Raw genomic sequence first — 23291 nt, 5'->3', positions numbered from 1 at the left:
CCGCTAACCCCGCGGTCCGCCCCGCCCCCGCCCAGTCGATGCCCAGTCACCGGGCGGGGCGGGGCCGGACCCCGGCCCCGAGAGCCACCAGCCAGCTGCCCGTCCACTCACGGAGGAGGTCCCCGGATGACCCCGGCACTGACCACCACGGAGCCCGCCACCACCAGCGCTGCCGCGGCCACGCCCGACCGGCCCGCCGTCCGCCTCTCGCACGTGCACAAGTCCTTCGGCCGGCCCGGTGCCGCCACCCCCGTCCTGGACGACATCAGCCTGGACGTCGCCCCCGGCGAGTTCGTCACCCTGCTCGGCGCCTCCGGCTGCGGCAAGTCCACCCTGCTCAACCTGGTGGCCGGCCTCGACAAGCCGACCGCCGGCGACATCGAGGTGCCCGGCGGCCGTCCGGCCCTGATGTTCCAGGACCACGCGCTCTTCCCGTGGCTGACCGCCGGTAAGAACATCGAGCTGGCGCTGCGCCTCGCCGGCGTGCCCAAGGCCGAGCGCCGGGCCGAGGCCGAACGGCTGCTGGAGCTGGTCCGGCTCGGCGGCGCGTGCAAGAAGCGCGTCCACGAGCTGTCCGGCGGCATGCGCCAGCGCGTGGCGATGGCCCGCTCGCTCGCCCAGGGCGCCAACGTGCTGCTGATGGACGAGCCGTTCGCCGCGCTCGACGCCATCACCCGCGACGTCCTGCACGACGAGATCACCCGCATCTGGGCGGAGCGCAAGCTGTCCGTCCTGTTCGTCACGCACAACGTGCGCGAGGCCGTCCGGCTCGCACAGCGCGTCGTCCTGCTCTCCTCCCGGCCCGGCCGGGTCGCCAAGGAGTGGCGGATCGACCTGCCCCAGCCGCGCCGCATCGAGGACTCCGGCGTCGCGGACCTGTCCGTCGAGATCACCGAAGAGCTGCGTGGGGAGATCCGCCGCCATGTCCAGCACTGACACCACGACCCTGGTCAAGGACCCGGGCACCGACACCGCCAGCGTCGAGGCCGGCCTGGACGCCCTGGACTCCGTCCAGGTCCAGCGCACCCCGCTCGGCGAGGTGCTCCGCCAGAAGGTCCTGCCGCCCGTGCTCGGCGTGCTGCTCGTCATCGGCGTCTGGCAGCTCGCCTTCAGCCTGGAGCTGACCACCCCGGACAAGCTGCCCAGCCCGGCCGACGTCTGGTCCTCGCTCACCGACCTCTGGTACGAGGGCACGCTGTTCTCGATCATCTGGACCAGCGTGTGGCGCGGTATCTCCGGCTTCGTCGCCGCCGTCGTCATCGGCACCCCGATCGGCCTGCTGGTCGCCCGGGTCAAGCCCGTCCGCGCCGCGCTCGGCCCGGTGCTCTCCGGCCTGCAGTCGCTGCCCTCGGTCGCCTGGGTGCCCGCCGCCGTCATCTGGCTCGGCATCAACAACTCGGCGATGTACGCGGTCATCCTGCTCGGCGCCGTCCCGTCGATCGCCAACGGCCTGGTCTCCGGCGTCGACCAGGTGCCGCCGATCTACCTGCGGGCCGGCCGCACCCTCGGCGCCACCGGCCTCGCCGGCGCCCGCCACGTGCTGCTGCCCGCCGCCCTGCCCGGCTACCTGGCCGGCCTCAAGCAGGGCTGGGCGTTCTCCTGGCGCTCGCTGATGGCCGCCGAACTCATCGCCTCCTCCCCCGACCTGGGCCTCGGCCTCGGCCGCTACCTGGAGAACCAGCGCGAGTTCAACGACATGTCGGGCGTGCTGCTCGGCATCGTCCTGATCCTCGTCGTCGGCGTGGCGATCGACCTGCTGGTCTTCTCCCCGCTGGAGCGCCGCGTGCTGCGCAACCGCGGCCTGCTGGTCACCAGCCGCTGAGGACGCCGACCGTGCGCACCGGTACCCTGCCCGTCCCCGCCCCCGCCCGCCACGGCGGGGCGGGCGGCCCCGCCCTGCTGCTGATCGCCCACGGCAGCCGCGACCCGCGGCACGCCGCCACCGTGGACGCCCTCGTCCACCGCGTCCGTGCCCTGCGGCCCGGCCTCACCGTCGCCACCGCCTACCTGGACCACTGCGCACCGCGCATCCCCCAGGTCGCCGGCCGGTTCGGCGCCGCCGTCGCCGTCCCGCTGCTGCTCAACCGGGCCTTCCACGCCAAGAGCGACATCCCCGCCGCGCTGCGCTCCGCCGGCGCCGACCTGCCGCTCGCCGACGTGCTCGGCCCCTCCCCGCTGCTGCTCGACGCGCTCGACCGCCGCCTCGCGGAGACCGGCCTCGACACCGCCTCCGCGGCCGTCCGTGCCCGCACCGGCGTGGTGCTCGCCGCCGCCGGCTCCTCCGACCCGGCCGCCGACGCCGCCACCCGGGCGGTCGCCGAGACCTGGCGGCGCAGCCGCGGCTGGGCCGGCGTCGAGGTCGCGTACGCCTCCGCGGCCGGCCCGCGGGTGCCGGGGGCCGTCGCCGCCCTGCGGGAGGCCGGTGCCGGCACCGTGGCCGTCGCCCCCTACCTGCTCGCCCCCGGGCTGCTGCCCGACCGGATCGCCGCCGCCGCGGACGGCGCCGACCTGCTGGCCGGGGTCCTGGGCGCCGCCCCCGAGGTCGCCGAACTCCTGCTGCGGCGCTACGACGACGCCCGGCTCGCCGCCGCCGCGCCCGCGGCCCTGTCGGCCTGAGCCGCGCCCCGGCTCACTCGGCGAGGCCGTCGGCCGTGGCGTCCAACTGCATCCGCTCGTACTCGCCGAGGCAGGGGTAGAGGGTGCCGCAGTCCCGGCACGCGCGGGCGAAGGTGATCGTGAACGTGGGCCGCGACTTGAATCTCCCCGGCCGGGGGAAGCGGAGCCGCATCCGCTCCGTCGCCATCGAATCCGTCGTCAGTTCCCCCACCGGACTCAGCCGCTGAGACCCGCACATCCCGCATCGCATGCCGGGCACACTACCCATCCGCCGACACGGACACGCAGGGAATCTCAGAGCCAGCGCTTCGGGTCCGTCAGGTCGATGTCGATCGGGAACGGCAGGTCGAGGGCGAGCCGCTTGCGGTGGATGCCCATGGGCGCGTAGACACCGGTCGCGCCGTCCAGCTCGTACACGTGGACGGCGAGTTCGCCCTCCTCGTTCTCGACCCGCCAGAAGTGCCGGAAGCCGGCGGCGGCGTACTTGCGCGGCTTGACCTCGCGGTCCCGCGCCTCGGAGTCGGGCGAGACGACCTCCACGGCGAGCAGGACGTCCTCGGGGAGCTGGGTGGTCTGCTGCGGCTTCTGGGCCGATTCGCGCGCCACGACCATCAGGTCAGGCTCCGGTCTGTCGCGGCGGCCGAGAGTGACCGTCATCTCCCGGAGCACGGCCAGATGGTCCGGCCGGGCCTGGAGCAGGCCGAACTGCAGGAGATTGATGGCGTACAGGCGGAAAAGGGCCTGCGGACTCACGAAGACGAGGCTCCCGTCGATCAGCTCCGTGTGCGGAGGAAGATTCGGAAGCCGGTCGAGGTCGTCGGCCGTCCACCCGCCCTCGGGCGGGACGGGCCAGGTCGGCTGCACTTCGACGGTCACCACTGCTCCCATGGGCCGGATTCTCGCCTTCGCGTCCAGCGTACCCAGCGGGTTCGGACGATCACTCACCCGATCGTGGGAGGAGGGCCAGGTAGCGGGGGTCGGCGGGGTCGGCGTCGGACCAGCGCCAGGCGTGGGCGGCGCAGGTGCGCCGGTGGGGGGTGCCGGTGGCGAGGGTGGCGAGCAGGCGCTCCTGGAGGGCGCGGGCGCCGATCGCGGTGACGAGGACGGCGGCGAACCAGCGCGGGGAGCTCGGGTCGTCGTCGTGGACGAGGGCCTCGTAGACGGCGTCGGCGTGGGCGCGGGCGAGGCCCCGGTCGGCGGTGAGGGCGCGGTGGGCGGTCTGCCGCTTGTGGCCGATGCGGTGGTACTGCGGGTAGTGCGGGTGGTACTCGGCGAGGCGGGCGATCCGGGGGTCGTCGGGCTCCTCGAAGGGCAGGCCGAGTTCGGCGAGGAGCGCGTCCAGGGCCCGCTCCTGGAGGTCGAGCCGCTCGGCGGGGCCGGGTGCGGCGGTCACGGGGTCTCCGGGGCGGGGGCGGTGCGCATGGAGGCGAGGGCGCGCAGGCCGTCCTCGACGACCGCCGGGTCGGCGTCGCCGAACAGCGCCTGCTGGGCGATGAAGCCCTGGGCGGTGGCGATGAGGGTGCGGGCGACGTGGTCGGCCTCGGGGCCGGGCGGCATCAGGCCGGACGCACGGTAGCTGCCGACCAGGTCGGCCCAGGCGGCCCGCATCGCGGTGTAGCCCTCGTCGAGGGCCGCGGCGAGGGCGGGGTTGCGCAGGGTCTCCGTCCAGACCTGGACGATCAGGCGGGCGAAGGCCTGGCGGTCGCCCTCGGGCGGGGCCTGGTCGAAGACGGCCCGCAGGACGCGGCCGAGCAGCACGTCCGGGGTAGGTGGCGGCACGGTCGCGGCGGCCTCGGCGAACGCGGCCCGGATCACGCCGAAGGCCTCCGTCGCGATGGCGGCGACGATCTCCTCCTTGCCCGCGAAGTAGCGGTAGACGGCCCCGGCGGACAGCTCGGACTCGCGCAGCACGTCCTGCATGGAGGTGGCGTGGAAGCCGTTGCGGGCGAAGCAGCGGGCGGCGCCGTCGAGGATCTGCCGGCGGCGGGCGTCGAGGTGTGCCTGGGATACGCGGGCCATGGGGTCCACCGTAAAACGAACGTTCATTCTTGACAAGCGCGACGGGCGGCCGGAGAGTGGGCCATGTAAAACGAACGATCCTTCTCTTTGAATCGAGGGGCTGCCATGTCCGCCTCCGCCGAGTCCGCCTCTCCCGGGGCCGCACCCGCCTCCCGCCGCCTCGTCGCCGTCTGGCTGCTGGTGCCGCTGCTGGCCGCGTTCGCCCTGTGGGCCTTCGCCTGGCCCGCCTCCCGCCTCGCCCCGCGCGACCTGCCGATCGGCGTCGCCGGACCGGCCGCCGCCACGGCCACCGTCGACCAGCGGCTGGCGGCGCACCCCGGCGCCTTCGAGATCCACCACTACACCGACGCGGCCGCCGCCCGGCACGCCGTCGAGGACCGCGAGGTCTACGGCGCCCTGGTCACCACCCCCGGCGGCCCCGAGCTGCTCACCGCCTCGGCCGCCGGCCCGACCGTGGCCCAGCTGCTGCGCACCGCCGCCGAGTCCGCCGCCCCGCCCGGCACCACCGTGCACGTCACGGACGTGGTGCCCGCCCCGGCCACCGACCCGCGCGGGGCGGTCTTCGGCGCCGGCCTGCTGCCGCTGGTGCTGGCCGGGGTGGCGACCGGCGCGGCGGTGACGGTGCTGCGGCTGCGCGGCGGCCGGGCGATCGCGGCGCTCGCCGGGGCCGCACTGCTCACCGGCCCGGTCGGCGCCGGGGTCGCCCACGGCTGGCTGGGCGCGCTGACCGGGGAGTGGTGGACCGAGGCCGGGGTGATCGGCCTGACGGTGCTCGCGGTCGGCGCCACCTCGGCCGGGACGGCGGCCCTGCTGGGCACGGCCGGCCTCGGGGTGGCCGGGCTGCTGATGGTGCTGATCGGCAACGCCTTCTCCGGCGTCGCCTCCGCGCCCGAACTGCTCCCCGCCCCGGCCGGCGTCCTCGGACAGCAGCTGCCCCCGGGCGCGGCCGGGACGCTGCTGCGGTCCGTCTCCTACTTCGACGGCGCCGGGGCGGCCGGCCCGCTGCTCACCCTCTCCCTCTGGGCCGGCCTCGGCCTCGCCGCCGTCGGCCTCACCGCCGCCCGCCGCAGCCGCCCGAGCGGGCAGCCGGACGAAGGGCGCGTCGGCGCGGCTGCCGTGCCGGTGTGACGGAACCCGGTCCGACCGTCAGATGCGGTACAGCGTGAAGGTGTCGACGGGCGTGCCGGCGAAGAGCAGGTCGATGCGTCCGTCGAGGACGTACACACTGCCCGCCGGGCCGGGGGTGAGCACGGTCGGCGCCGGGTCGGCCAGCGGGTGGACGGTGGCGCGGGCGGTGCGCCAGCCGTCCGGGGAGCAAAGTTCGACGCGGGTGGTGGCGCCGTTGCCGCCGAGGTGGTTGGTGATGCCCTGCAGGGTGCCGTCGGGGCGGAGCAGCAGTCCGTCGAGGCCGGTGAGGGCATCGGCCGGGCCGCCGACGGCGACGCGGGCGAGCTGCTCCGGGTGGTCGATCGGCAGCCGCCACAGGGTGCCGTCGTCGTACTTGCCGACCACCAGGGTGCGGCCCTGCCGGACGATGCCGTTGAGGCCGAAGCCTCCCTGCGGGGCGGCGAGCCGGCTGTCCCGGACGAGGATCCCGGCGGTGCCGTCGGGGGCGACCCGGTAGACGACCGGGGCGAAGGAGTCGGTGACGTAGGCGGTGCCGTCGGGGCCGACGACGAGGTCGTTGGCGAGGTGGGATCCGCCGTCGGCGGCGGTGGCGGCGAGGTCGGTGTAGAAGAGGCGCCGGCCGGTGGTGAGGTCGTAGGCGCCGATGCCGGCGACGTGCCCCGAGCCGCCGGGGGCGGTGCGCAGGGAGACGCCCGGGTCCCCGTTGGCGACGAGGACGCGGTTGCGGGCGGCGTCGACGTGGAGGCCGACGGTGGAGACGAGCACCGCGGGGTCGTCGACCAGGGTGGTGACGGAGCCGTCGGGGCGGACGGCGGAGACGGTGCCGTGGCGCAGGGAGCTCACCAGGAAGCGGCCGTGGGCGGCGTCCCAGGCGGCGCCCTCGGGGTGCAGGGTGTCGGCGCTCGCGGTGATCGCGGCGGTCCGGTGGTGGGCGGGTGCCGCGGCGGCGGGCAGGGCCGGTGCGGCGGCGATCGTGGCGGCGAGGGCGGTGAGCAGGAGGGCGCCGCGGGCGCGCTGGTTCATCTGTCGTCCCGTCAGGAGTGCTTGTTCGGACGGTGTCCAGCCTTCCGCCCGGTGCGGCGGCGCAGCAGTGCGTGGCGATACTGGTAGTCGGGCTACCAGGAGTCAGGGGGAGGATCCATGGCCGAGGGGGACGTGCGCCGGCAGGCGCTGTCGAACTTCCTGCGGACCCGCAGGGCGTCGCTGACGCCGGCGGACGTGGGCATCGCACCGGGGGTGCGCCGCCGGACGCCGGGGCTGCGGCGGGAGGAGCTGGCGCTGCTCGCCGGGGTGGGGGTGACCTGGTACACGTGGCTGGAGCAGGGCAGGGACATCAATCCCTCGCCGGAGGTGCTGGCGAGCCTGGCCCGGACGCTGCGGCTGGACGCGGCGGAGACGGCGTACCTGTTCCGGCTGGCGGGCGCGGGGCCGCACCCCGCGGACGCACGCGGGGCGGACGGTGCGGACGTGCCGGAGGCGCTGCTGCGGCTGGTCGACGCGCAGGAGCCGGCGCCGGCGTTCCTGATGGACGCAGACTGGGACATCCGGGTGTGGAACGCCGCGGCCGAGGCGATGTTCGGCTTCTCCGGGATGCCGCCCGGGGACCGCAACCTGGCCTGGACGGTGTTCGCGGACGACCGGATCCGCCGCCGCACGGTGGACTGGGAGCGGCACGCCCGCCGCACGCTGGCGGAGCTGCGGGCGGCGTACGGGGAGCGGGGCGGGTCGGGTTCGCCGGCGTCGCGGCGCCTCACGGAGGTGATCGGGCGGCTGCGGGCGTCGTTCCCGGAGGCGGACCGCTGGCTGGACGAGCACCGGGTGAGCGAGAAGACCGGCTGCGGGAAGGAGGTCCGGCACGAGGCGGTGGGCCTGCTGCGGCTGGACCAGGTGGTGCTGCGCGCACCGGGCGGCCTTCAGCTGGTGGTGGCCGCGCCGCGCGACGAGGAGACCCGCGAGCGCCTGCGGCGGCTCGTCCCGGTCCCCTCGTCGGCGGCAGCCGTCTGACCGGCCGTCAGCCCGAGCGGGCAGCGGCGGCGAGCTCGTCGGCGGTGGAGGGCATCGGGGTGGTGATGCCCGCCCAGGACCGGTCGGCGAAGTGCAGGTCGATCCGGCCGCGCTGCAGGACGCCGGTGGGGTTGCGGTGCAGCGCGACGGCCTGCCGGGGCGCCTCCCAGTGCAGGGCGTACTGCTCCTTGAGCTGCCACAGCTTGGAGTTGTCGACGACCACGAGGTGGCGCCGGTCGGTGACGGCGAAGGTGCCGCCGCCGTTGTTCTCCTCGCGCATGCGCAGCACGAACCGGCCGGCCTCGCCGTGCCAGCCGCCGCCCATGCCCTCGCCGTGCCAGACCGAGTCCGGTACGGCGTCCACGGCCCTGTCCTCGACCGCGCCGACGGCGGCGGAGACCGGGTTGACGACGGCGTAGGCGCGGCGCAGCACGTTGAACGGCTTGCCGAGCTTCTGCTCCAGTTCGCTGGGCCGCCGGGGCGGGAGGAGTCCGGCCGGCGGGTGCGGGATGCCGGGGGCGAGGTCGACGGAGGCTGCGCCGAGGAGCTGTTCGCCGGGCTGCAGGAAGGGCGTGACGATGTCGCGGTCGCGGTTGAGCACGGTGTCCTCCCGGTCAGCCGAAGGCTGCGTCGAAGCGGGCCTTGCGTTCCTCCGGGCTGAGCTCCGGCTCCTGGCGGGGCTGGGCGATGCCGGCGTGTTCGCGGGCGGCGGTGGAAGGGTGGGGGTTGCCGGCGATCCGGTCGTCGATCTCGTCGGCGACGATGCCGGCGCCGGACTGGACGGCCTGCTGGACGGTCTGGCCGACCGGGTCGCCGGTGAGGCCGATGCCGTGCAGCGCGGCCTTGCCGATCATCTTGGTGCCCTTCTTGGCGAGGTAGGCCGGGACGTCGATCGGCCGGTTCCAGGTCCAGGGCTTCTTGGGGTTGAGGTGGGGGCGCTTGGAGACCGCCTTGAGGGCCTTCATCGCCTCCTCGATCTTCTTGAGGGCGCGGGCCAGCTTGGCGACCAGGTTGGCGATCCGGGCGCTGGCGATGGTGCCCTCGGCGGCGGCCGCGGCGGCCTCCGCCGCGAGCGAGATGCCGGCCGTCACCACGCTGAAGGCGAGCGAGGCGGCGAGGGTGATGATCGCCCACTCGATGAGTTCGCGGATGACCGTCTCGACGAGGTCCTGGGCCATCCGGCTCTCGGCGGCGGCCTCGTCGAGGAGTTCGGCGGTGGCGTCCATGTCGTCCGCCTCGGCCTCCAGGGCCGTCTCGTACTCGGCGAGTTCCCGCAGGAACGCCTCGGCGGCCTCGCCCTGCCAGTCGTGGGCGAGGGCGGCGCGGTCGCGGCGCTGGTCGGCGACGACCTCGCGCAGTTCGACGGCCTGGCTGCGCCACAGCCGGGCGGCGGCCTCCAGGCCCTCGGGGTCACCGGTGACGAACTCCAGCGGCTCGGCGAGCGGTTCGACGATGGGACGCATGATCTCGTCGATCACGCTGCCCAGCGGGCTCATCCACTGGTTGATCTTGGTGTAGGCGTCGACGGCGCCGGACACGGGACCGGTCATCACAGCCCCCTGGCGATGGCGTTGAGGGACTCCGCGGTCTCGGCCTCGGCCTGCTCGTAGGAACGGGCGACGCCCTGGGCGTGCTCGTCGATCCGGGCCATGGTGTCGGCGGCCGAGGTGAGGTTCTCGACGGCGGCGTCGGCACGCTCGGCGTAGTCGCGGCCGGTCTGCTCGGCCTCGGGCAGCTTGCCGAAGGCGTCGGGCGCCAGCCGGTGGGCGCCGAGTTCGGCGCGGATGGCGCGCAGTCTCTCCGAACGGTCGGCGGAGGTGCGGGCGAATCGCCGCAGTGCCTCCGGATCGACGCGGTACTCCCCTGACACGACGTGTCCTCCCCCGTGCGGTGCGCCCGGTACGGCGCCGAATTGACGGAACCTCTGATCCAGGTCATGGAAAGCCCATGAACGGACAAAGAAGCTAACACACCTGTTCGCAGGAGGTCCGGAGGGTGATGTGAGGGTTCGTCGGCGATCCGGCGGATCCGGAAAGGCCGAAGGGGCGCCACCCGTGGCGGGTGGCGCCCCTTCGTGGTCGGTGGATCAGCCGACGTCGCGGCGCTGGCGGCCGGTGCCGTAGTTGGAACCGCTGCGCGAGCCCGAGCCGGGCTTGGCGCGGCCGGAGGACCGGCCGATGAACCCGGCCGCGGTGCGGCTGCCGGCGCCACCGCTGCCGCCGCCGATGCGCTGCTTGGGGCGGGGCTGGCGGGCGTTGCCGTTGGCGTCGACGTCCTTGGGCAGCGCGGAACGCTTGCCGGGGCGGCGGCGCGGTGCACCGGAGCGGGCGCCGGCGGGCTTGTCGCCGGTCTGCTCGGCGGACGCGGCGGGGGCGGCCGGCTCGGCCACGACGATGCTGACCGGCACGCCGCTGGGGGTGCGGGCCCCGGTGATGCGGCGCAGCTCGGCGTCGTCCGGGCGGACCTTGGTGACGGTGGGACGGATCCCGGCGGTGCCCATCAGCCGGTTGACCTCGCGGCGCTGCTCGGGCAGGACGAGGGTGACGACGGTGCCGGACTCGCCGGCGCGGGCGGTGCGGCCGCCGCGGTGCAGGTAGTCCTTGTGGTCGATCGGCGGGTCGACGTTGACGACCAGGTCGAGGCCGTCGATGTGGATGCCGCGGGCGGCGACGTTGGTGGCGATCAGCGCGGTGACCCGGCCGTCGCGGAACTGGTCGAGCACCCGGTTGCGCTGCGGCTGGGACTTGCCTCCGTGCAGGGCCGCGGCCCGCACGCCGCTGGCCAGCAGCTGCTTGGCGAGCCGGTCGGCACCGTGCTTGGTGTGCACGAACATGATCAGCCGGCCCTCGCGGGAGGCGATGTGCGCGGTGGTGGAGGCCTTGTCGGCGGGGTCGAGCTGGAGGACGTGGTGGTCCATGGTGCTGACCGCACCGGCCGACGGGTCGACGGAGTGGGTGACCGGGTCGTCGAGGAAGCGGCGGACGAGCCGGTCGATGTTGCGGTCGAGGGTGGCGGAGAACAGCATCCGCTGGCCACCCTCGGCGACCTGCTCCAGCAGCTTGCTGACCTGGGGCAGGAAGCCCATGTCGGCCATCTGGTCGGCCTCGTCGAGGACGGTCACGGCGACGTCGCCGAGGGCCACGTCCTGCCGGTTGATCAGGTCGTCGAGCCGGCCGGGGGTGGCGACCAGCACCTCGACGCCGCGGCGCACCTGGTTGGCCTGCCGGCCGATCGGCATGCCGCCGACGACGGTGGCGATCCGCAGCTGCAGCGCCTGCGCGTAGGGGCTGAGCGCCTCGGTGACCTGCTGGGCCAGCTCACGGGTGGGCACCAGGACGAGGGCGAGCGGGCGCCGGGCGGCGGCCCGCTTGCCGGCCGTGCGGGCGAGCAGCGGCAGGCCGAAGGCGAGGGTCTTGCCGGAGCCGGTGCGGCCGCGGCCGAGCACGTCGCGGCCGGCCAGCGAATCCGGCAGGGTCGCGGACTGGATCGGGAAGGGCTCGGTGACGCCCTGCCGCTCCAGCGCGGTGAGGAGCGCCTTCGGCATCTCGAGTTCGGCGAAGGTGGCCGCCGGCGGGCGGGCCGGGGTGCCCTCGACGACGGTGAAGTCCTGGCTCTCCGCGGGGCGTGCGGCGCGCGGTGCGCGCTGGACGCGGCGCTCGGCGCCGCCGCGGGGGGCGCCACCGCGCTGGGGGCGTCCGGCGCCCGGGGCCCGGCGGGAGGTACCGCGCTGCGGGCGTGCGTGATCGGTCATGCTGCTCCGTCCTGATCGGCCGGCGGGCACGGCGGTACCGTGCGCCCGGACCTTTGCGGGTCGGCCGTCAGGAGTGCATCAGGAGTGCATGCGGGGCCGCCCCGGCCGTTCGGCGGCAATGGGCGAGGGCCCGCACCCGCAGGTGCGGACCCTCACTCGTCAAGCGTGAGTCGGCTGGGCCGGACTCAGAGGGGGCGAATGTTCTCCGCCTGGGGGCCCTTCTGGCCCTGGGTGACGTCGAACTCGACCTTCTGGCCCTCGATGAGCTCACGGAAGCCCTGGGCGTTGATGTTCGAGTAGTGGGCGAAGACGTCGGCGCCGCCGCCGTCCTGCTCGATGAAGCCGTAGCCCTTTTCGCTGTTGAACCACTTCACGGTGCCGGTAGCCATAACCGTCTCCTCATTCTGGGGCATCAGGGGCCTGCACCTCGCAGACCCCGAGTAGCCGCGATCCCCATCCGGAGACAAAACACCGGATAAAAACAAATGCGCCTGGCGGTTGGAACCAGCAGGCGCACACGCACGTTCATGGGACCAAAACTGCAACTGCTTCGACTGTAGCACGGTGGCGCCTTCAATGATCGGGAGAGTTCTCCTCGTCACACCGCGGGCGCCCCGGGATTGAACGGCCCGCGAACGGGGCACGCACAGCCGATCGTGCGCCCCGCCCGCGGGTCCGTGCGGACCGTGCGATCAGATCCGGCCGGCCGGCTGCGGCTCCGCCTCGGGGACGGTGGGGCCGTCCCGGTCGGCGGCGTCCTGGTGGCCGGGCCACCAGGCCGCGCGGCCCAGCAGCGCGGTGATCGCCGGGGTGAAGAACATCGCCATCACGAAGGCCGAGATGATGATGCCGAAGGCGATCGAGAAGCCCATCTGGCTGAAGAGCGAGTTCCCGGCCAGCAGCATGGTGCCGAAGGTGGCCGCCAGGATGAAGCCCGCCGCGGCGACGGTCGGGCCGGCGTGCTCGACCGCCTGGCCGGCGGCCTCGCGGGGGCTGCGGCCCTCCTTCACCTCCTCGCGGAGGCGGGCGATCATCAGGATGTTGTAGTCGGTGCCGATCGCGACCACGAACAGGTAGATGAAGATCGGCAGCATGAACATCAGGCCCGGCTCGCCGCCGATCCTCTGGAAGATCAGCGAGGTGGCGCCGAGGGTGGCGCCGAAGCCGAGGCCGACCGAGGCCATCAGGTACCAGGGCGCGACCAGGCTGCGGAGCTGGAACGCCAGGATGAGCAGGATGAGCAGCGCGGCGACCGGGAAGACCAACTTGTAGTCGTGGGCCATCGCGGTGTTGATGTCCTTGAGGACCGACGTCTGGCCGCCGACCAGCACCTTGGTGCCGCTCGGGGCGGAGCCGTGGGCGGTCTCGCGCAGGCTGCCCATGGTGTCGATGGCCTTGTTGGTCGCGGGAGCGTCCTTGAGGACCACCGTGATGTCGGCGGTGAGCCCGTCCTTGCTAAGGCTCGTCCTGTCTGCGGGCACCGCGGCGACACCGGGGGTTCCGGCGAGCGCGGCGCGGTAGGTGTCCAGGCCGGCGGCGTCGAGCTTGGCACCGTTGGTGGAGGCCAGGTAGACGTGGCTCGGGTCGGCGGCGCCGGCCGAGAAGGCCTTCATCATCCGGTCCTGGACGACCATCGACTCCTTGGTCTTCGGCATCGAGCCGCTGGTGAGGTCGAAGGTGCCCTTGTAGCCGAGCGCGGCAACGGTCAGGGCGACCAGCACCAGACCGGACGCCAGTGCGGCGACCGCCGGCCGGCGCTGCACGCCGCCGCCGAGCGCGGCGAAGCGGGTGCCCTTGGACTGGCGCATCCAGTGCTCGGGGAAGTCGCCGACCGGGCGCGGGGCGCGGGCGCCGCGGACCAGCCAGGCCAGGTGGCGGCCGTCCCAGCGGAGCCACTCGACGACCCGGCGGAAGAGCACCCGCTCGGGGACGACCGAGAGCACGGCCGGGACGAGGGTGATCGAGGCGAGGGCGGTGACCGCCACGGCGATGGCCAGGGACGGGCCCAGCGCGGTGAACATGCCCAGGCTGGAGAGCACCAGGACGGCGAAGGCGACAACGACGGCGCCGGCGGCGGAGGCGATCGCCTCACCGACCCGGCCGACGGCGTTGACCACGGCCTCCTTGCGCTCGTCCCCGGCCCGCAGCCGCTCGCGGTAGCGGAACATCAGGAACAGGAAGTAGTCGGTGCCGACGCCGAAGAGCACCACGATGAGGATGGCGGACATCGAGTTGTCCGCCTTCAGGCCGAACAGCTTCCCCGCGTAGCCGATCAGACCGTTGGCCACCATCGAGTAGACGATGATCGACAGGATGGGCAGCAGCGCGACGGTCAGGCTGCGGAAGATCAGCCAGAGCGTGAGCAGGATGATCACGAAGGTGCCGACACCGATCAGGGCCTCGGCGAGCTTGGAGGAGTCCTGCTGGTCGAGGATGCTGGCGGCGGGGCCGCCGAGCAGCATCTTGACCGGGGTGTCGGCCGTCAGTTCGGCGCCCGCCTCACGCAGCGCCTTGGCCGCGTCCGCGGCCTCCGGCTTCTGCAGGACCTTCTTGTCGATGGCGATCATCGACATGCCGAAGGTGCCGTCCTTCGAGTAGGACTTGCCGACCGGCAGGACGGTCTCCACCGACGTGATGTGCTTGGCACCGAGGCCCTTGACGGTCTTCTCGGCGGTGGCCTTGTCGGCCTCGGTCAGCTTGCCGCCGTCCTTCCGCTCGAACACCGCGTAGGCGCCGGGCGAGAAGTTCGCCGGGAACGCCTCGGACTGGAGCTTGCCGGCCTGGACCGACTCGTAGTGCTTCGGGAGGAATTTGCTCTCGTCGGTCTGCGCGGTGATCGTCGGAGCGGTGGAGATGATCGCGACGGCCGCGATCAGCCACGCTCCGATCACCCACCAGGCCCGCCTGACGACGAAGTCTCCGATTCGGTGGAACATGCTCGTGATGCCTCCTGGGCATGGTTCACCGCAGCCCTCGGGGGACGGAAACCGGGCAACGGCAGGACCGGCCCGGGAGGAATCCCTAGCCGGTCGGCAGGCAAGTACGTGTGGAGGCATCCTATGCGATGCCACTAGCCGGTCGGCAGGTAACCCCGCCCGCGACGGGCACCCCTAGGGGGTACCGGCTGCCTCCCCGGACCATCCTGACCTGCGCCCGCGCCGTGCACCTCCTGCTCCGGGCGGATCCGCCTCCCCCTCAGGGTGGAGCCGAAGACCGACCCCGAGGAGGAGCGCGGGGTGGGGAAAACCCCACCCCGGCCCTCCGGGCAGGCCCAGGGTCGACTCACCCGCCAGCCGGATACTCCGTCAACTCCCCGCTTCCTAGGGTCGTTCCAGCAGCCGGGAACACCGGCACCAAGCTCCGGCGGACCGCACCCGCCGCTCTCCCTGGGGGACCCGTGACACCCAAGCTCGGCCTCGCCGCCGCCATGGGCGCGTGGAGCGCCGGACACCGCAAGACGGCGGTGTTCGGCTGGCTCCTGTTCGTCGTCCTGGCCGCCTTCCTCGGCGGCCTCCACGGCAGCACCAAGGTCACCGACTCCGAGATGATGCCGGGCGAGGTCGCCCGCGCCGCGAAGATCCTCGACGAGGCCGGCATCAAGACCCCGGCCGGCGAGACCGTGCTCGTCCAGAGCGCCGCGCTGACCGCCGACGACCCGGCCTTCCGCGCCGTCGTCGACGAGGCCGCCGCCGCGGTGCGGGCCACCGGCAAGGCCGCCGACCTGCGCAGCCCGTACGGGACCGGCGCCGTCTCGGCCGACCGGCACTCCGCGCTGCTGCAGTTCACCGTGGCCGGGGAGGACCGCGAGAAGGCCCTCGAGAACGTGCCGGCCGTGCTGGACGCGGTCGCCGGGGTGCAGGCGAAGCACAAGGACCTCACCGTCGAGGAGTTCGGCGAGGCCAGCTCCGGCAAGTGGTTCCAGGACCAGTTCTCGAACGACTTCCAGCGCGCCGAGTGGACGGCCGTCCCGCTGGCGCTGGGCATCCTGCTGATCGCCTTCGGCGCCCTGGTGGCCGCCGTGCTGCCGGTCGTCCTCGCGCTCACCGCCTTCATCGCCGCCGGCGGCCTGGTCGCCCTCTCCAGCGGCCTGCTGCACACCAGTGACGACGCCAGCTCGGTGATGCTGCTCGTCGGCCTCGCCGTCGGCGTCGACTACTGCCTGTTCTACCTGCGCCGCGAGCGCGAGGAGCGGGCCGCCGGACGCGACGCCGCCACCGCGCTCCAGGTCGCCGCCGCCACCTCCGGCCGGGCCGTGCTGGTCTCGGGCGTGACCGTGGTCGTCGCCATGGCCGGCCTCTTCCTCACCGGCATCGCCGACTTCCAGGCGATGTCCTTCGCCACCATCGTCGTGGTGATCACCGCCGTGCTCGGCTCGCTCACCGTGCTGCCCGCGCTGCTGTCGATGCTCGGCGACCGGGTCGACAAGGGCCGCCTCCCGCTGCTGCACAAGCTCCGCCGCAGCGACGCCGCAGCCGGCGGCCGGGTCTGGAACGCCCTGCTCACCCCGGTGCTGAACCGGCCGCTCGCCGCCACCGTCCTCGCCGGCGGCCTGCTGCTCGGCCTCGCCGCGCCGCTGCTCACCATGCACACCGCCAACCTGACCTTCCAGCAGCAGCTGCCCGAGGGCAACGCCCTGGTCTCCACCTCGCAGCGGATCGAGAAGGCCTTCCCCGGCAGCCCCGCCCCCGCCACGGTCGTCGTCAAGGCCCGCGCCGTCGACTCCCCCGAGATGAAGCAGGCCCTCGCCGACCTCAGGACCCGGGCGCTGGCCACCGGCAAGATGCACGAGCCGATCCAGGTGACGGTGCACGGCGCGCAGAACGTCGCCCTGGTCGACATCCCGCTCGTCGGCACCGGCAACGACACCGCCAGCACCGAGGCCCTGGAGGCGCTGCGGGGCGACGTGGTGGCGAACACGGTGCTCAAAGTGCCCGGAACCGAGGCCCCGGTCACGGGCAGCACCGCGGGCTCGCACGACTTCAACGAGCAGATGTCCCGCTCGATGCTCCCGGTCTTCGGCTTCGTCGTCGCCTTCGCCTTCCTGCTGATGCTCTGCTCGTTCCGCTCGCTCGGCATCGCGCTCACCGCGGTGGTGCTCAACCTGCTCTCGGTCGGCGCCGCGTACGGCGTGCTCGCCCTGGTCTTCCAGCACGGCGTCGGCGCCTCGCTGTTCGGCACCGCCGGGGTCGGCGCGGTGGAGTCCTGGGTGCCGCTGTTCCTGTTCGTGATCCTCTTCGGCCTGAGCATGGACTACCACGTGTTCGTGGTCTCCCGGATCAAGGAGGCGCACGACCGGGGCCTGGCCACCCGGGCCGCCGTCTCCTACGGCATCCGCTCCACCGCCGGCGTGGTCACCAGCGCCGCAGTGATCATGGTCGGGGTGTTCGCGGTCTTCGGCACGCTGTCCATGCAGTCGATGAAGCAGATGGGCGCCGGCCTCGCCGTCGCGGTGCTGATCGACGCCACCGTGATCCGCGCGGTGCTGCTGCCCGCCGTGATGAGCCTGCTCGGCGAGCGCAACTGGTACCTGCCGCGCTGGCTGAACTGGCTGCCGAACCTCTCGCACGGCGAGTCCTTCCCGCCGGTCACCCCGGCCGCCCCCGCCCCGGCCGGCCTGCACCTGCCGGACGGCCAGTCCGCCGGCGGCGCCCGGGTCTGACCGCCGGAGCACCACCGCCCCACGGCCGGGCCCCGCAGCACGCGGGGCCCGGCCGCCGTGCGCCAGGATGGTCCGGACCGCACCGAGGAGCCCGCCGTGACCGCCTTCGACGAAGCCCGCGCCCGTACCCTGCTGGCCGGCGCCTGCCGCACCGCCGGACTGCCCGCACCGGACGGCGCCCGGCTGCTCGCCCTCGGCGAGAACGCCGTGTTCGACCTCGGCTCCCCCGCGCTCGTCGCCAAGGTCGGCCGCAGCCCCGCGCTGCTCCCCCGGGCCGCCCGCGAACTGGCCGTCGCCGCCTGGCTGGACGCCGCCGGCATCCCGGTCGTCCGGCCCCGGCACCCCGAGCCCGTGACCGCCGGCGGACACCCGGTGACCTTCTGGCACCGGCTGCCCGCCCCCGTCCGCCCGGCGCGGACGGCCGACCTCGCGCCGCTGCTGCGCGCCCTGCACGCACTGCCCGCCCCCGAGGGCCTGCCGCTCGGCCCGCGCGACCTGCTCGCCCCGGTCGACGGATGGCTCGCCGCCGCGGCCGGTCACGTCGACCCGGCCGACACCGCCTTCCTGCGCGCCCGGAAGGAGAGCTTCGTCACGGCCGCGGCCGCGCTCACCCCCCACCTCACCCCCGGCCCGGTGCACGGCGACGCCCTCCCCCGCAACGTCCACGTCGGCCCCGACGGGCCCGTCCTGCTCGACCTGGAGAACGCCGGCCACGACCTGCGCGAGCACGACCTCGTCGTCCTGGCGCTCAGTCAGGACCGGTACGGGGTCCCGGAGGAGGAGTACCGGGCCTTCACCGCGGCCTACGGCTGGGACGTCCGGGACTGGGACGGATTCGCAGTGCTGCGCGGTGCGCGGGAGACGGCGAGCGCCTCCTGGGTCGCCCAGCACGTCCCCGGCAACCGAGCCGCGGCGGCCGAGTTCCGCCGCCGGGTGGACTCCTTGCGCAACGGGTCGGCCTCCGTACGCTGGTATCCGTTCTGAGACCCGACAACCGGGTCCGTTCGTACACGACGACGGAACCGGCGGTCCGCGCCTGACGTCGTCCCCGGCACACGCCCCCACCCGGGGTGGCCGGTACGACGTCAGGAGTCGTCACCATGCGGATGCCCAGCCCCCGATCCCGTCGCACCCTCGGCCTCGGCCTCGCCGCGCTGCTCGCCCCCACCGTGATCGCCGCCTGCGGTTCGGCCACCCATGCACGCACCGCGAGCGCCGACGGAGCGCGCACCACCGCCGCCGCCGTCACCCCGCGCGACACCGCCGCCACCAGCGGCTCGCCGTCCGCCACCGCGAGCCCCGCCACCCCGACCGTCCCGGCGCAGCGCTCCGCGCCGCCCTCGGCGAGCGCCTCCGCCACCACCGCGGCGCCGACCACCGCCGCGCCCGGCAGCGGCAGCGCGGCCCCCTCCGCGCCGAGCGCCTCCGCGAGCCCGTCCGGCCACACGCCGAGCGGCAGCCCGACCCGCAGCCACCTGGTGCTGCGGTCCACCGCGAGCGGCGGCCGCACCGTGGCGCTCACCTTCGACGACGGCCCGGGCCCGGCCACCCGTCCGATCCTCGACCTGCTGGCGCAGTACCACGCCAAGGCGACCTTCTGCATGGTCGGCAACGAGGTCGACCGCGACCCGGCGGCCGTGCGCATGGTCCTCGCCGGGGGTCACCGGCTGTGCGACCACACCGTCGACCACCCGCAGCCGCTGCACGGCCTCAGCCACGACCAGCAGGTGCACGAGATCGCCGACGCCGAGCAGACCATCCTGCGGGCCGCCGGTCCGGGCGCCGAGGTGCCGTGGTTCCGGGCCCCCGGCGGCGACTTCACCGCCGAGAACGAGCAGATCGCGGCCGACCACGGCATGCGCTCGCTCGGCTGGTCGGTCGACCCGCGGGACTGGGCCAGGCCCGGTGTCCCCGCGATCGTCGCCAACGTCCAGCAGCACCTGCGCCCCGGCGGGGTGGTGCTGATGCACGACGGCGGCGGCGACCGCAGCCAGACGATCGAGGCGCTGCGCCAGCTCCTGCCCTGGCTGGTCGCGCAGGGCTACACCTTCGACTTCCCGGCCGGCGGCTGATCCGGGGCCGGGACGGACGGACCGGGCCGCGGCGAGCCCGCCGCCGTCAGCCCGCCGCGGCCGCGGCGGGCCAGGGCACCACGGGCCAGGCCGGCTCGATCCTGGCCTGCGGGTCCGAGGTGCGGCGCAGGTACCGCTGGAACGAGGCGGCCTGCTCCGCGGCGGCCCGCACCTGGAGGGCGTGCAGATCGGCCGGCGTGACGCCGCCGACCGCGGGGAAGGCCTCGCCGAGCCGGCGGGCCACCCGGGCCGCGGCCACCGCGTCGGCCCCGGCCTGGTGCGCGCCGTCCAGCACCACCCCGTAGTGCTCGCAGAGCGCCTGCAGGTTGCGCTTGCCGCGGCGGTAGCGGTCGGCGTGCTTGTCGAGCACCAGCGGGTCGATGACCGGCGCGGGCGTGCCGCCGAGCCGCGCGGAGAGCGGGCTGACGCCGTGTCGGCGGCACTCGCGGTCGAGCAGCGACAGGTCGTAGCGCGCGTTCATGATGACCAGCGGGGTGCCGGAGCCGAGGGCCTCCGCTATGGCCCGGGTGATCTCCTCGACGGCGCCGGCCGCGGCCACCCCGCGCTCCCGCGCCTGCGCGGTGCCGATGCCGTGGATCGCGGTGGCCTGGGCCGGGATCGGTATGCCCGGGTCGACCAGCCAGTGCTGCTCCCGCGAGACGGTGCCGTCCGGCTCCAGCCGGACGAGGGCGGCGGTGACGATCCGGTCGTTCTCGATGTCGGTGCCGGTGGTCTCCAGGTCGAAGGCCAGCAGGCCGGCGGCCAGCCAGCTCATCGCGGGCCCCCGGCCGTGCGGTGGCCGTGGTGGGCGGGTGCGGTCGGCGTCCCCCTCCGGGTCGTCATCCGGCGCTCCTTCCGTCGCTCCTGCCGTGACGGGGACCATCATCGCCCGCACCAGTGACAGCCCCGCCGGTCGGGTCGTCCGGCGGGGCCGTCGGGGGGGTGCGGCGAGGCGGCCCGGCGGGGCTCCGGCGGACGGGTCGGGCGGTGCGTCAGGCGGTGCCGAGCAGGCCGCTGCCGAGCCAGCCGCTCTCGTCCGGCACGCCGGGCAGCACGAAGAAGTAGCCGCCGCCGGTGGGCGCGAGGAAGGCGGCCAGCGGCTCGCCGTTCAGCCGCTGCTGCACGGCCTCGAACTGCCGGGCGACGTCCTGCTGGTAGCAGCAGAACACCAGCCCCATGTCGAGGTCGCCGGCCCCGTCGACGCCGCGGTCGTAGTTGTAGCCGCGGCGCAGGATCCGCGAGTCGGCGGTGGCGGCGGTGCGCGGGTTGGCGAGCCGGATGTGCGCGTCGAGGGCGATCACCGCACCGGACGGGTCCTTGCCGTACGCCGGGCCGTCCTGCTCGGCGGTGCCGCCGAGCGGCGCGCCGCTGTCCCGGTGCCGGCCGACGATCCGCTCCTGGTCGGCCACCGGCAGGGCGTCCCAGGGTTCGACCCGCATCCGGATGATCCGCAGCACCTGGTAGGTGCCGCCCGCCGCCCAGGCCGGTTCGCCGCCGTCCGCGGCGACCCAGACCAGGCTGTCCATCACCCGGTCCGAACCGGTGTCGGGGTTGGCGATGCCGTCCTTGAAGCCCTGCAGGTTGCGCTGCGCGCCGTCCGGCCGGGCCGGGTTCTGGAACCCGTCGATCCGCCAGAGCGGGCGCAGCGCGCCGCGGGTGTGCCGGGTCAGGTCGCGCAGGGCGTGCAGCACGGTGTCCCGGTTGTCGGCGCAGATCTGCAGCGACAGGTCGCCGTGCAGCTCCGGGCCGAGGTCGTCGCCGGGGAAGGCCGGCATCGGGGTCAGGCGCAGCGGGCGGGCGGCCGCGAGGCCGAACCGGGCGTCGAAGAGCGAGGCGCCGACGCCGACGGTGACGGTCAGTCCGTCGGCGGGGACCTCCGTGCCCAGCAGGCAGGTGTCGGACGGCGGCTCGCCGGCGGCGGCCGGCGAGGGGGTGCCGCCTGCGGTCAGGAAGCGGATGCGGTCGGTCAGCGAGCGCATCAGCTGCTCCAGGGCCGGCCGGTCGGGGACGGTGACCTCGGCGGCGAGGAAGGCGGCGAAGCGCTGGGCGGGCGTGGTGACGCCGGCCTGGTGCGGGCCGTGGAAGGGGACGGCGTCACGTTCCACGGTTGCCGTGGCTGCCGCGGCGGCGGCGGGCCCGCCGGTGAGGACCGGTCCGGCGGCGACGGCGGCGCCGGCGGCGAGGGTGGCCTTGACGAAGCTGCGGCGGGCGGGGGCGGCAGCGGTGGGCTCGGTCATCGGGGCTCCGGAATCGAACTGCGGTGGGGGGAGCGCGGCAGCCGGCCGTCACGGCCGCTTCGCACACGCTCCAACGCTGCGGTGCACCGCCCCGGCCCGCACCCCGGACGATCCCCCCGATCCGCCGACCGGCCGCACCGACGGGTCGGCCCGCCGCCGGCGGCGGGCCGTCAGGACACCGCGCGGGAGTCGGCCCAGCTGCCCTCGAACTCCTCGCGGTAGACCTCCAGCAGCCCCGGCTCGGTGCCGCCGGGCTCCTGGCCCGCGCCGCCGCGCAGCACGATGGCGGGCGACTCGATGCCGCGGGCGCGCCGCAGGTAGGGCTGGACGATGCCGACGTCGCCGGAGCGGCGGCGGCCGCCGGTCTGGCCGCTCACCCGGGGGCCCTCGACCAGGTAGGCGGTGAAGCGGGGCATCTCGTCGAAGACCCGGATCTCGAAGCCGCCCGGGTCCCGCAGCCGGGCCCGGACCCGCCGCACGTGCATGATGTTCATCTCGACGGAGCGCCCGAGTTCGCCCCGGCCGAGGCCGAGTTCGCGCTCGCGTCGCCGTACCGCGCTGCTGGCCGGGTTGAGGAAGAGCAGGCGGACCCGGCAGCCCTCGCCGGCCAGCCGCACCAGGCGCTTGCCGGTGTAGTTCTGGCAGAGCATGCCGAGGCCGATGCCGACGGCGTCGAGCCGGCGGGCGCCGTCGAGCAGGTCCTCGACGGGGAGTTCGCGCTGCAGGCGGACCCGGTCGGCGTGCACGGCGACGACGTCGGCGTAGCGGCCGGCGACGAGTTCCTCGACGACGTCGGCGGGGACGCCGCCCGCGCCGCCGTCGAGCAGGCTGAGCAGCCGGGCGGCGGCCCGCTCGGTCTGGTCGAGGACGGTCTGCGAGAGGCTGCGGTTGCGGGAGACGACGTGCCGGGCCACCTCGAGTTCGTCGAGGGCGAGTTCGACCTCGCGGCGGTCGAGGACGTACGGCTCGAAGCAGGGCCAGTGCTGGACCATGAGTTCGCGCAGCTGCGGCAGGGTGAGGAAGACCAGCGGGTCGTCGTCGGCCGGGTCGAGCAGGTAGCCCTTGCGGCGGCTGACCTCGCGGACGGCGCCGGCCCGCAGCACCCACTCCTCGCCGACCGGTCCGGCGGCGGCGGTGACCCAGTCCTCGCCGTGGGCGGGGGCGTAGACGGGGCGCAGCGCCTCGTCGACGAGGGCGCGCAGGCGCTGTTCGACCAGGTTGAGCCAGACGTAGGCGCGGCCGGTGAGGCGGACGCGGCGGTAGGCGTGCTCCCATTCGAGGGCGGTCCAGCCGAGCGGGGTGCCGTCGCCGGAGGCCGGTCCGGCGGGCCGGCCGGGAGGGCTGGAGCGGATGACGACGGTCGGCGCCTCGCTGCGGCCCGGCTCCGGCCCGTCGAGGCCGTCGCCCCGGCCGTCGGCGGGGAACCCCATGCGCTACCTCACCTCTCGGCCGCCGCTCGTCGCGAGCGCCGGACCGTCCACTGACAGCGTCTCCACCATGGCGGCCTTGACAGAGCCTGTCTCCGCATGGGCCGGCGGTGCGCGCCGCCGGACGATCAAGGGTACTGCGCGCCCAGGGCGGGACGCAGCCTGTTGACGGCACAACAATTCGAGGGGAGGGCGGGCGGTGGCCCGAGCGCCGGGTTTTCGCGCCACGGACACCCGTTCGGGCGAACAACAGGTGAATGGGTTCGGTCGGCGGGCGGGGGTTGGGGAGTATGCGACATGTGCCGCACGTGTGCCGTGCGTCACGCCGAGGGCGGTCCGCACATGCCGGGGCCCGTCCCCGGGCAGATCCGAGGGAGC

The 23291-nt window shown here is 74.6% G+C and carries 22 protein-coding genes; 8 read left to right on the top strand and 14 right to left on the bottom strand.

The features are described from left to right. Positions 1 to 126 precede the first annotated feature (126 nt). From AB0442_RS20460 to AB0442_RS20450, 3 genes are read left to right on the top strand one after another with little or no spacing between them, the layout of a single operon-like run. The gene (locus AB0442_RS20460) at positions 127 to 936 is read left to right on the top strand and encodes an ABC transporter ATP-binding protein (RefSeq protein ID WP_363540348.1); all 810 of its coding nucleotides are present in this window, start codon (positions 127 to 129) and stop codon (positions 934 to 936) included. Then, on the top strand, positions 923 to 1822 hold the full coding sequence (locus AB0442_RS20455) for an ABC transporter permease (protein ID WP_363540349.1): 900 nt from the start codon (positions 923 to 925) through the stop codon (positions 1820 to 1822). Before AB0442_RS20460 ends, AB0442_RS20455 begins: the two co-directional genes overlap by 14 nt. Before the next feature lie 11 nt (positions 1823 to 1833). Then, on the top strand, positions 1834 to 2616 hold the full coding sequence (locus AB0442_RS20450; RefSeq protein ID WP_366164350.1) for a CbiX/SirB N-terminal domain-containing protein: 783 nt from the start codon (positions 1834 to 1836) through the stop codon (positions 2614 to 2616). 13 nt (positions 2617 to 2629) lie between these two features. Here the strand turns inward: AB0442_RS20450 and AB0442_RS20445 are convergent, their stop codons facing one another. From AB0442_RS20445 to AB0442_RS20430, 4 genes are all read right to left on the bottom strand, one after another. Further along, positions 2630 to 2803, bottom strand: a complete 174-nt coding sequence (locus AB0442_RS20445) for a hypothetical protein (protein ID WP_263105949.1) — start codon at positions 2801 to 2803, stop codon at positions 2630 to 2632. Positions 2804 to 2910: 107 nt separating this feature from the next. Then, positions 2911 to 3504: a Uma2 family endonuclease gene (locus tag AB0442_RS20440; protein WP_366164349.1), complete on the bottom strand. Its 594-nt coding sequence runs from the start codon at positions 3502 to 3504 to the stop codon at positions 2911 to 2913. A 49-nt stretch (positions 3505 to 3553) separates the two neighbouring features. Continuing rightward, positions 3554 to 4009: a hypothetical protein gene (locus AB0442_RS20435; protein ID WP_366164348.1), complete on the bottom strand. Its 456-nt coding sequence runs from the start codon at positions 4007 to 4009 to the stop codon at positions 3554 to 3556. Continuing rightward, positions 4006 to 4635, bottom strand: a complete 630-nt coding sequence (locus AB0442_RS20430) for a TetR/AcrR family transcriptional regulator (protein ID WP_366164347.1) — start codon at positions 4633 to 4635, stop codon at positions 4006 to 4008. Before AB0442_RS20430 ends, AB0442_RS20435 begins: the two co-directional genes overlap by 4 nt. Positions 4636 to 4740: 105 nt before the next feature. Here AB0442_RS20430 and AB0442_RS20425 point away from each other — a divergent pair, with 105 nt between their 5' ends. Continuing rightward, positions 4741 to 5763, top strand: coding sequence for an ABC transporter permease (locus AB0442_RS20425; protein WP_366164346.1), 1023 nt, complete (start codon positions 4741 to 4743; stop codon positions 5761 to 5763). 18 nt (positions 5764 to 5781) lie between these two features. Here AB0442_RS20425 and AB0442_RS20420 read toward each other — a convergent pair whose 3' ends face one another. Beyond that, entirely contained in the window at positions 5782 to 6786 is a 1005-nt protein-coding gene (locus AB0442_RS20420) for a hypothetical protein (protein ID WP_366164345.1), read from the bottom strand. 117 nt (positions 6787 to 6903) lie between these two features. On the opposite strand from AB0442_RS20420, the gene AB0442_RS20415 reads away from it, so the two are divergent. After that, entirely contained in the window at positions 6904 to 7767 is an 864-nt protein-coding gene (locus AB0442_RS20415) for a helix-turn-helix transcriptional regulator (RefSeq protein ID WP_366164344.1), read from the top strand. A gap of 7 nt (positions 7768 to 7774) precedes the next feature. On the opposite strand, the gene AB0442_RS20410 is transcribed toward AB0442_RS20415, so the two are convergent. The 6 genes from AB0442_RS20410 to AB0442_RS20385 form a co-directional block, all read right to left on the bottom strand. Continuing rightward, a complete protein-coding gene (locus AB0442_RS20410) occupies positions 7775 to 8368 on the bottom strand; it encodes a hypothetical protein (RefSeq protein WP_366164343.1) in 594 nt (197 codons plus the stop codon). A 13-nt stretch (positions 8369 to 8381) separates the two neighbouring features. After that, positions 8382 to 9317, bottom strand: a complete 936-nt coding sequence (locus AB0442_RS20405) for a WXG100 family type VII secretion target (protein WP_363540358.1) — start codon at positions 9315 to 9317, stop codon at positions 8382 to 8384. Further along, positions 9317 to 9637, bottom strand: a complete 321-nt coding sequence (locus AB0442_RS20400) for a hypothetical protein (RefSeq protein WP_344624521.1) — start codon at positions 9635 to 9637, stop codon at positions 9317 to 9319. The genes AB0442_RS20405 and AB0442_RS20400 overlap by 1 nt, the downstream gene beginning before the upstream one ends. A 216-nt stretch (positions 9638 to 9853) precedes the next feature. Then, positions 9854 to 11518: a DEAD/DEAH box helicase gene (locus AB0442_RS20395; RefSeq protein WP_366164342.1), complete on the bottom strand. Its 1665-nt coding sequence runs from the start codon at positions 11516 to 11518 to the stop codon at positions 9854 to 9856. Positions 11519 to 11703: 185 nt separating this feature from the next. After that, positions 11704 to 11907 carry a cold-shock protein gene (locus tag AB0442_RS20390; protein ID WP_263105940.1) on the bottom strand — a complete coding sequence of 68 codons (204 nt, stop codon included), beginning with the start codon at positions 11905 to 11907 and terminating at the stop codon, positions 11704 to 11706. 303 nt (positions 11908 to 12210) lie between these two features. After that, positions 12211 to 14454, bottom strand: a complete 2244-nt coding sequence (locus tag AB0442_RS20385) for an MMPL family transporter (protein ID WP_366164341.1) — start codon at positions 14452 to 14454, stop codon at positions 12211 to 12213. A gap of 491 nt (positions 14455 to 14945) precedes the next feature. Between AB0442_RS20385 and AB0442_RS20380 the strand changes: the two genes are divergently transcribed. From AB0442_RS20380 to AB0442_RS20370, 3 genes are all read left to right on the top strand, one after another. Continuing rightward, positions 14946 to 17177 (top strand): MMPL family transporter, encoded by a 2232-nt coding sequence (locus tag AB0442_RS20380; RefSeq protein ID WP_366164368.1) that lies wholly within the window; start codon positions 14946 to 14948, stop codon positions 17175 to 17177. Positions 17178 to 17273: 96 nt separating this feature from the next. Further along, the gene (locus AB0442_RS20375) at positions 17274 to 18161 is read left to right on the top strand and encodes an aminoglycoside phosphotransferase family protein (RefSeq protein WP_366164340.1); all 888 of its coding nucleotides are present in this window, start codon (positions 17274 to 17276) and stop codon (positions 18159 to 18161) included. A 116-nt stretch (positions 18162 to 18277) separates the two neighbouring features. Then, a complete protein-coding gene (locus AB0442_RS20370) occupies positions 18278 to 19249 on the top strand; it encodes a polysaccharide deacetylase family protein (RefSeq protein WP_366164339.1) in 972 nt (323 codons plus the stop codon). Positions 19250 to 19295: 46 nt separating this feature from the next. Here the strand turns inward: AB0442_RS20370 and AB0442_RS20365 are convergent, their stop codons facing one another. The 3 genes from AB0442_RS20365 to AB0442_RS20355 all read right to left on the bottom strand — a co-directional run bounded on the left by AB0442_RS20365 (position 19296) and on the right by AB0442_RS20355 (position 22916). Then, entirely contained in the window at positions 19296 to 20024 is a 729-nt protein-coding gene (locus AB0442_RS20365; RefSeq protein ID WP_366164338.1) for an exonuclease domain-containing protein, read from the bottom strand. A gap of 217 nt (positions 20025 to 20241) precedes the next feature. Next, positions 20242 to 21486, bottom strand: coding sequence for an iron uptake transporter deferrochelatase/peroxidase subunit (gene efeB, locus AB0442_RS20360; RefSeq protein WP_366164337.1), 1245 nt, complete (start codon positions 21484 to 21486; stop codon positions 20242 to 20244). Positions 21487 to 21656: 170 nt separating this feature from the next. Beyond that, positions 21657 to 22916 carry an SAV2148 family HEPN domain-containing protein gene (locus AB0442_RS20355; RefSeq protein ID WP_366164336.1) on the bottom strand — a complete coding sequence of 420 codons (1260 nt, stop codon included), beginning with the start codon at positions 22914 to 22916 and terminating at the stop codon, positions 21657 to 21659. Positions 22917 to 23291: the final 375 nt, after the last annotated feature.

This window comes from Kitasatospora sp. NPDC085895, assembly GCF_040702125.1.
In the GTDB taxonomy this organism is placed as follows: Bacteria; Actinomycetota; Actinomycetes; order Streptomycetales; family Streptomycetaceae; genus Kitasatospora; species Kitasatospora arboriphila.
Note: the sequence above shows the minus strand (reverse complement) of the source record. Positions and strands in the feature narration are given on the sequence as shown.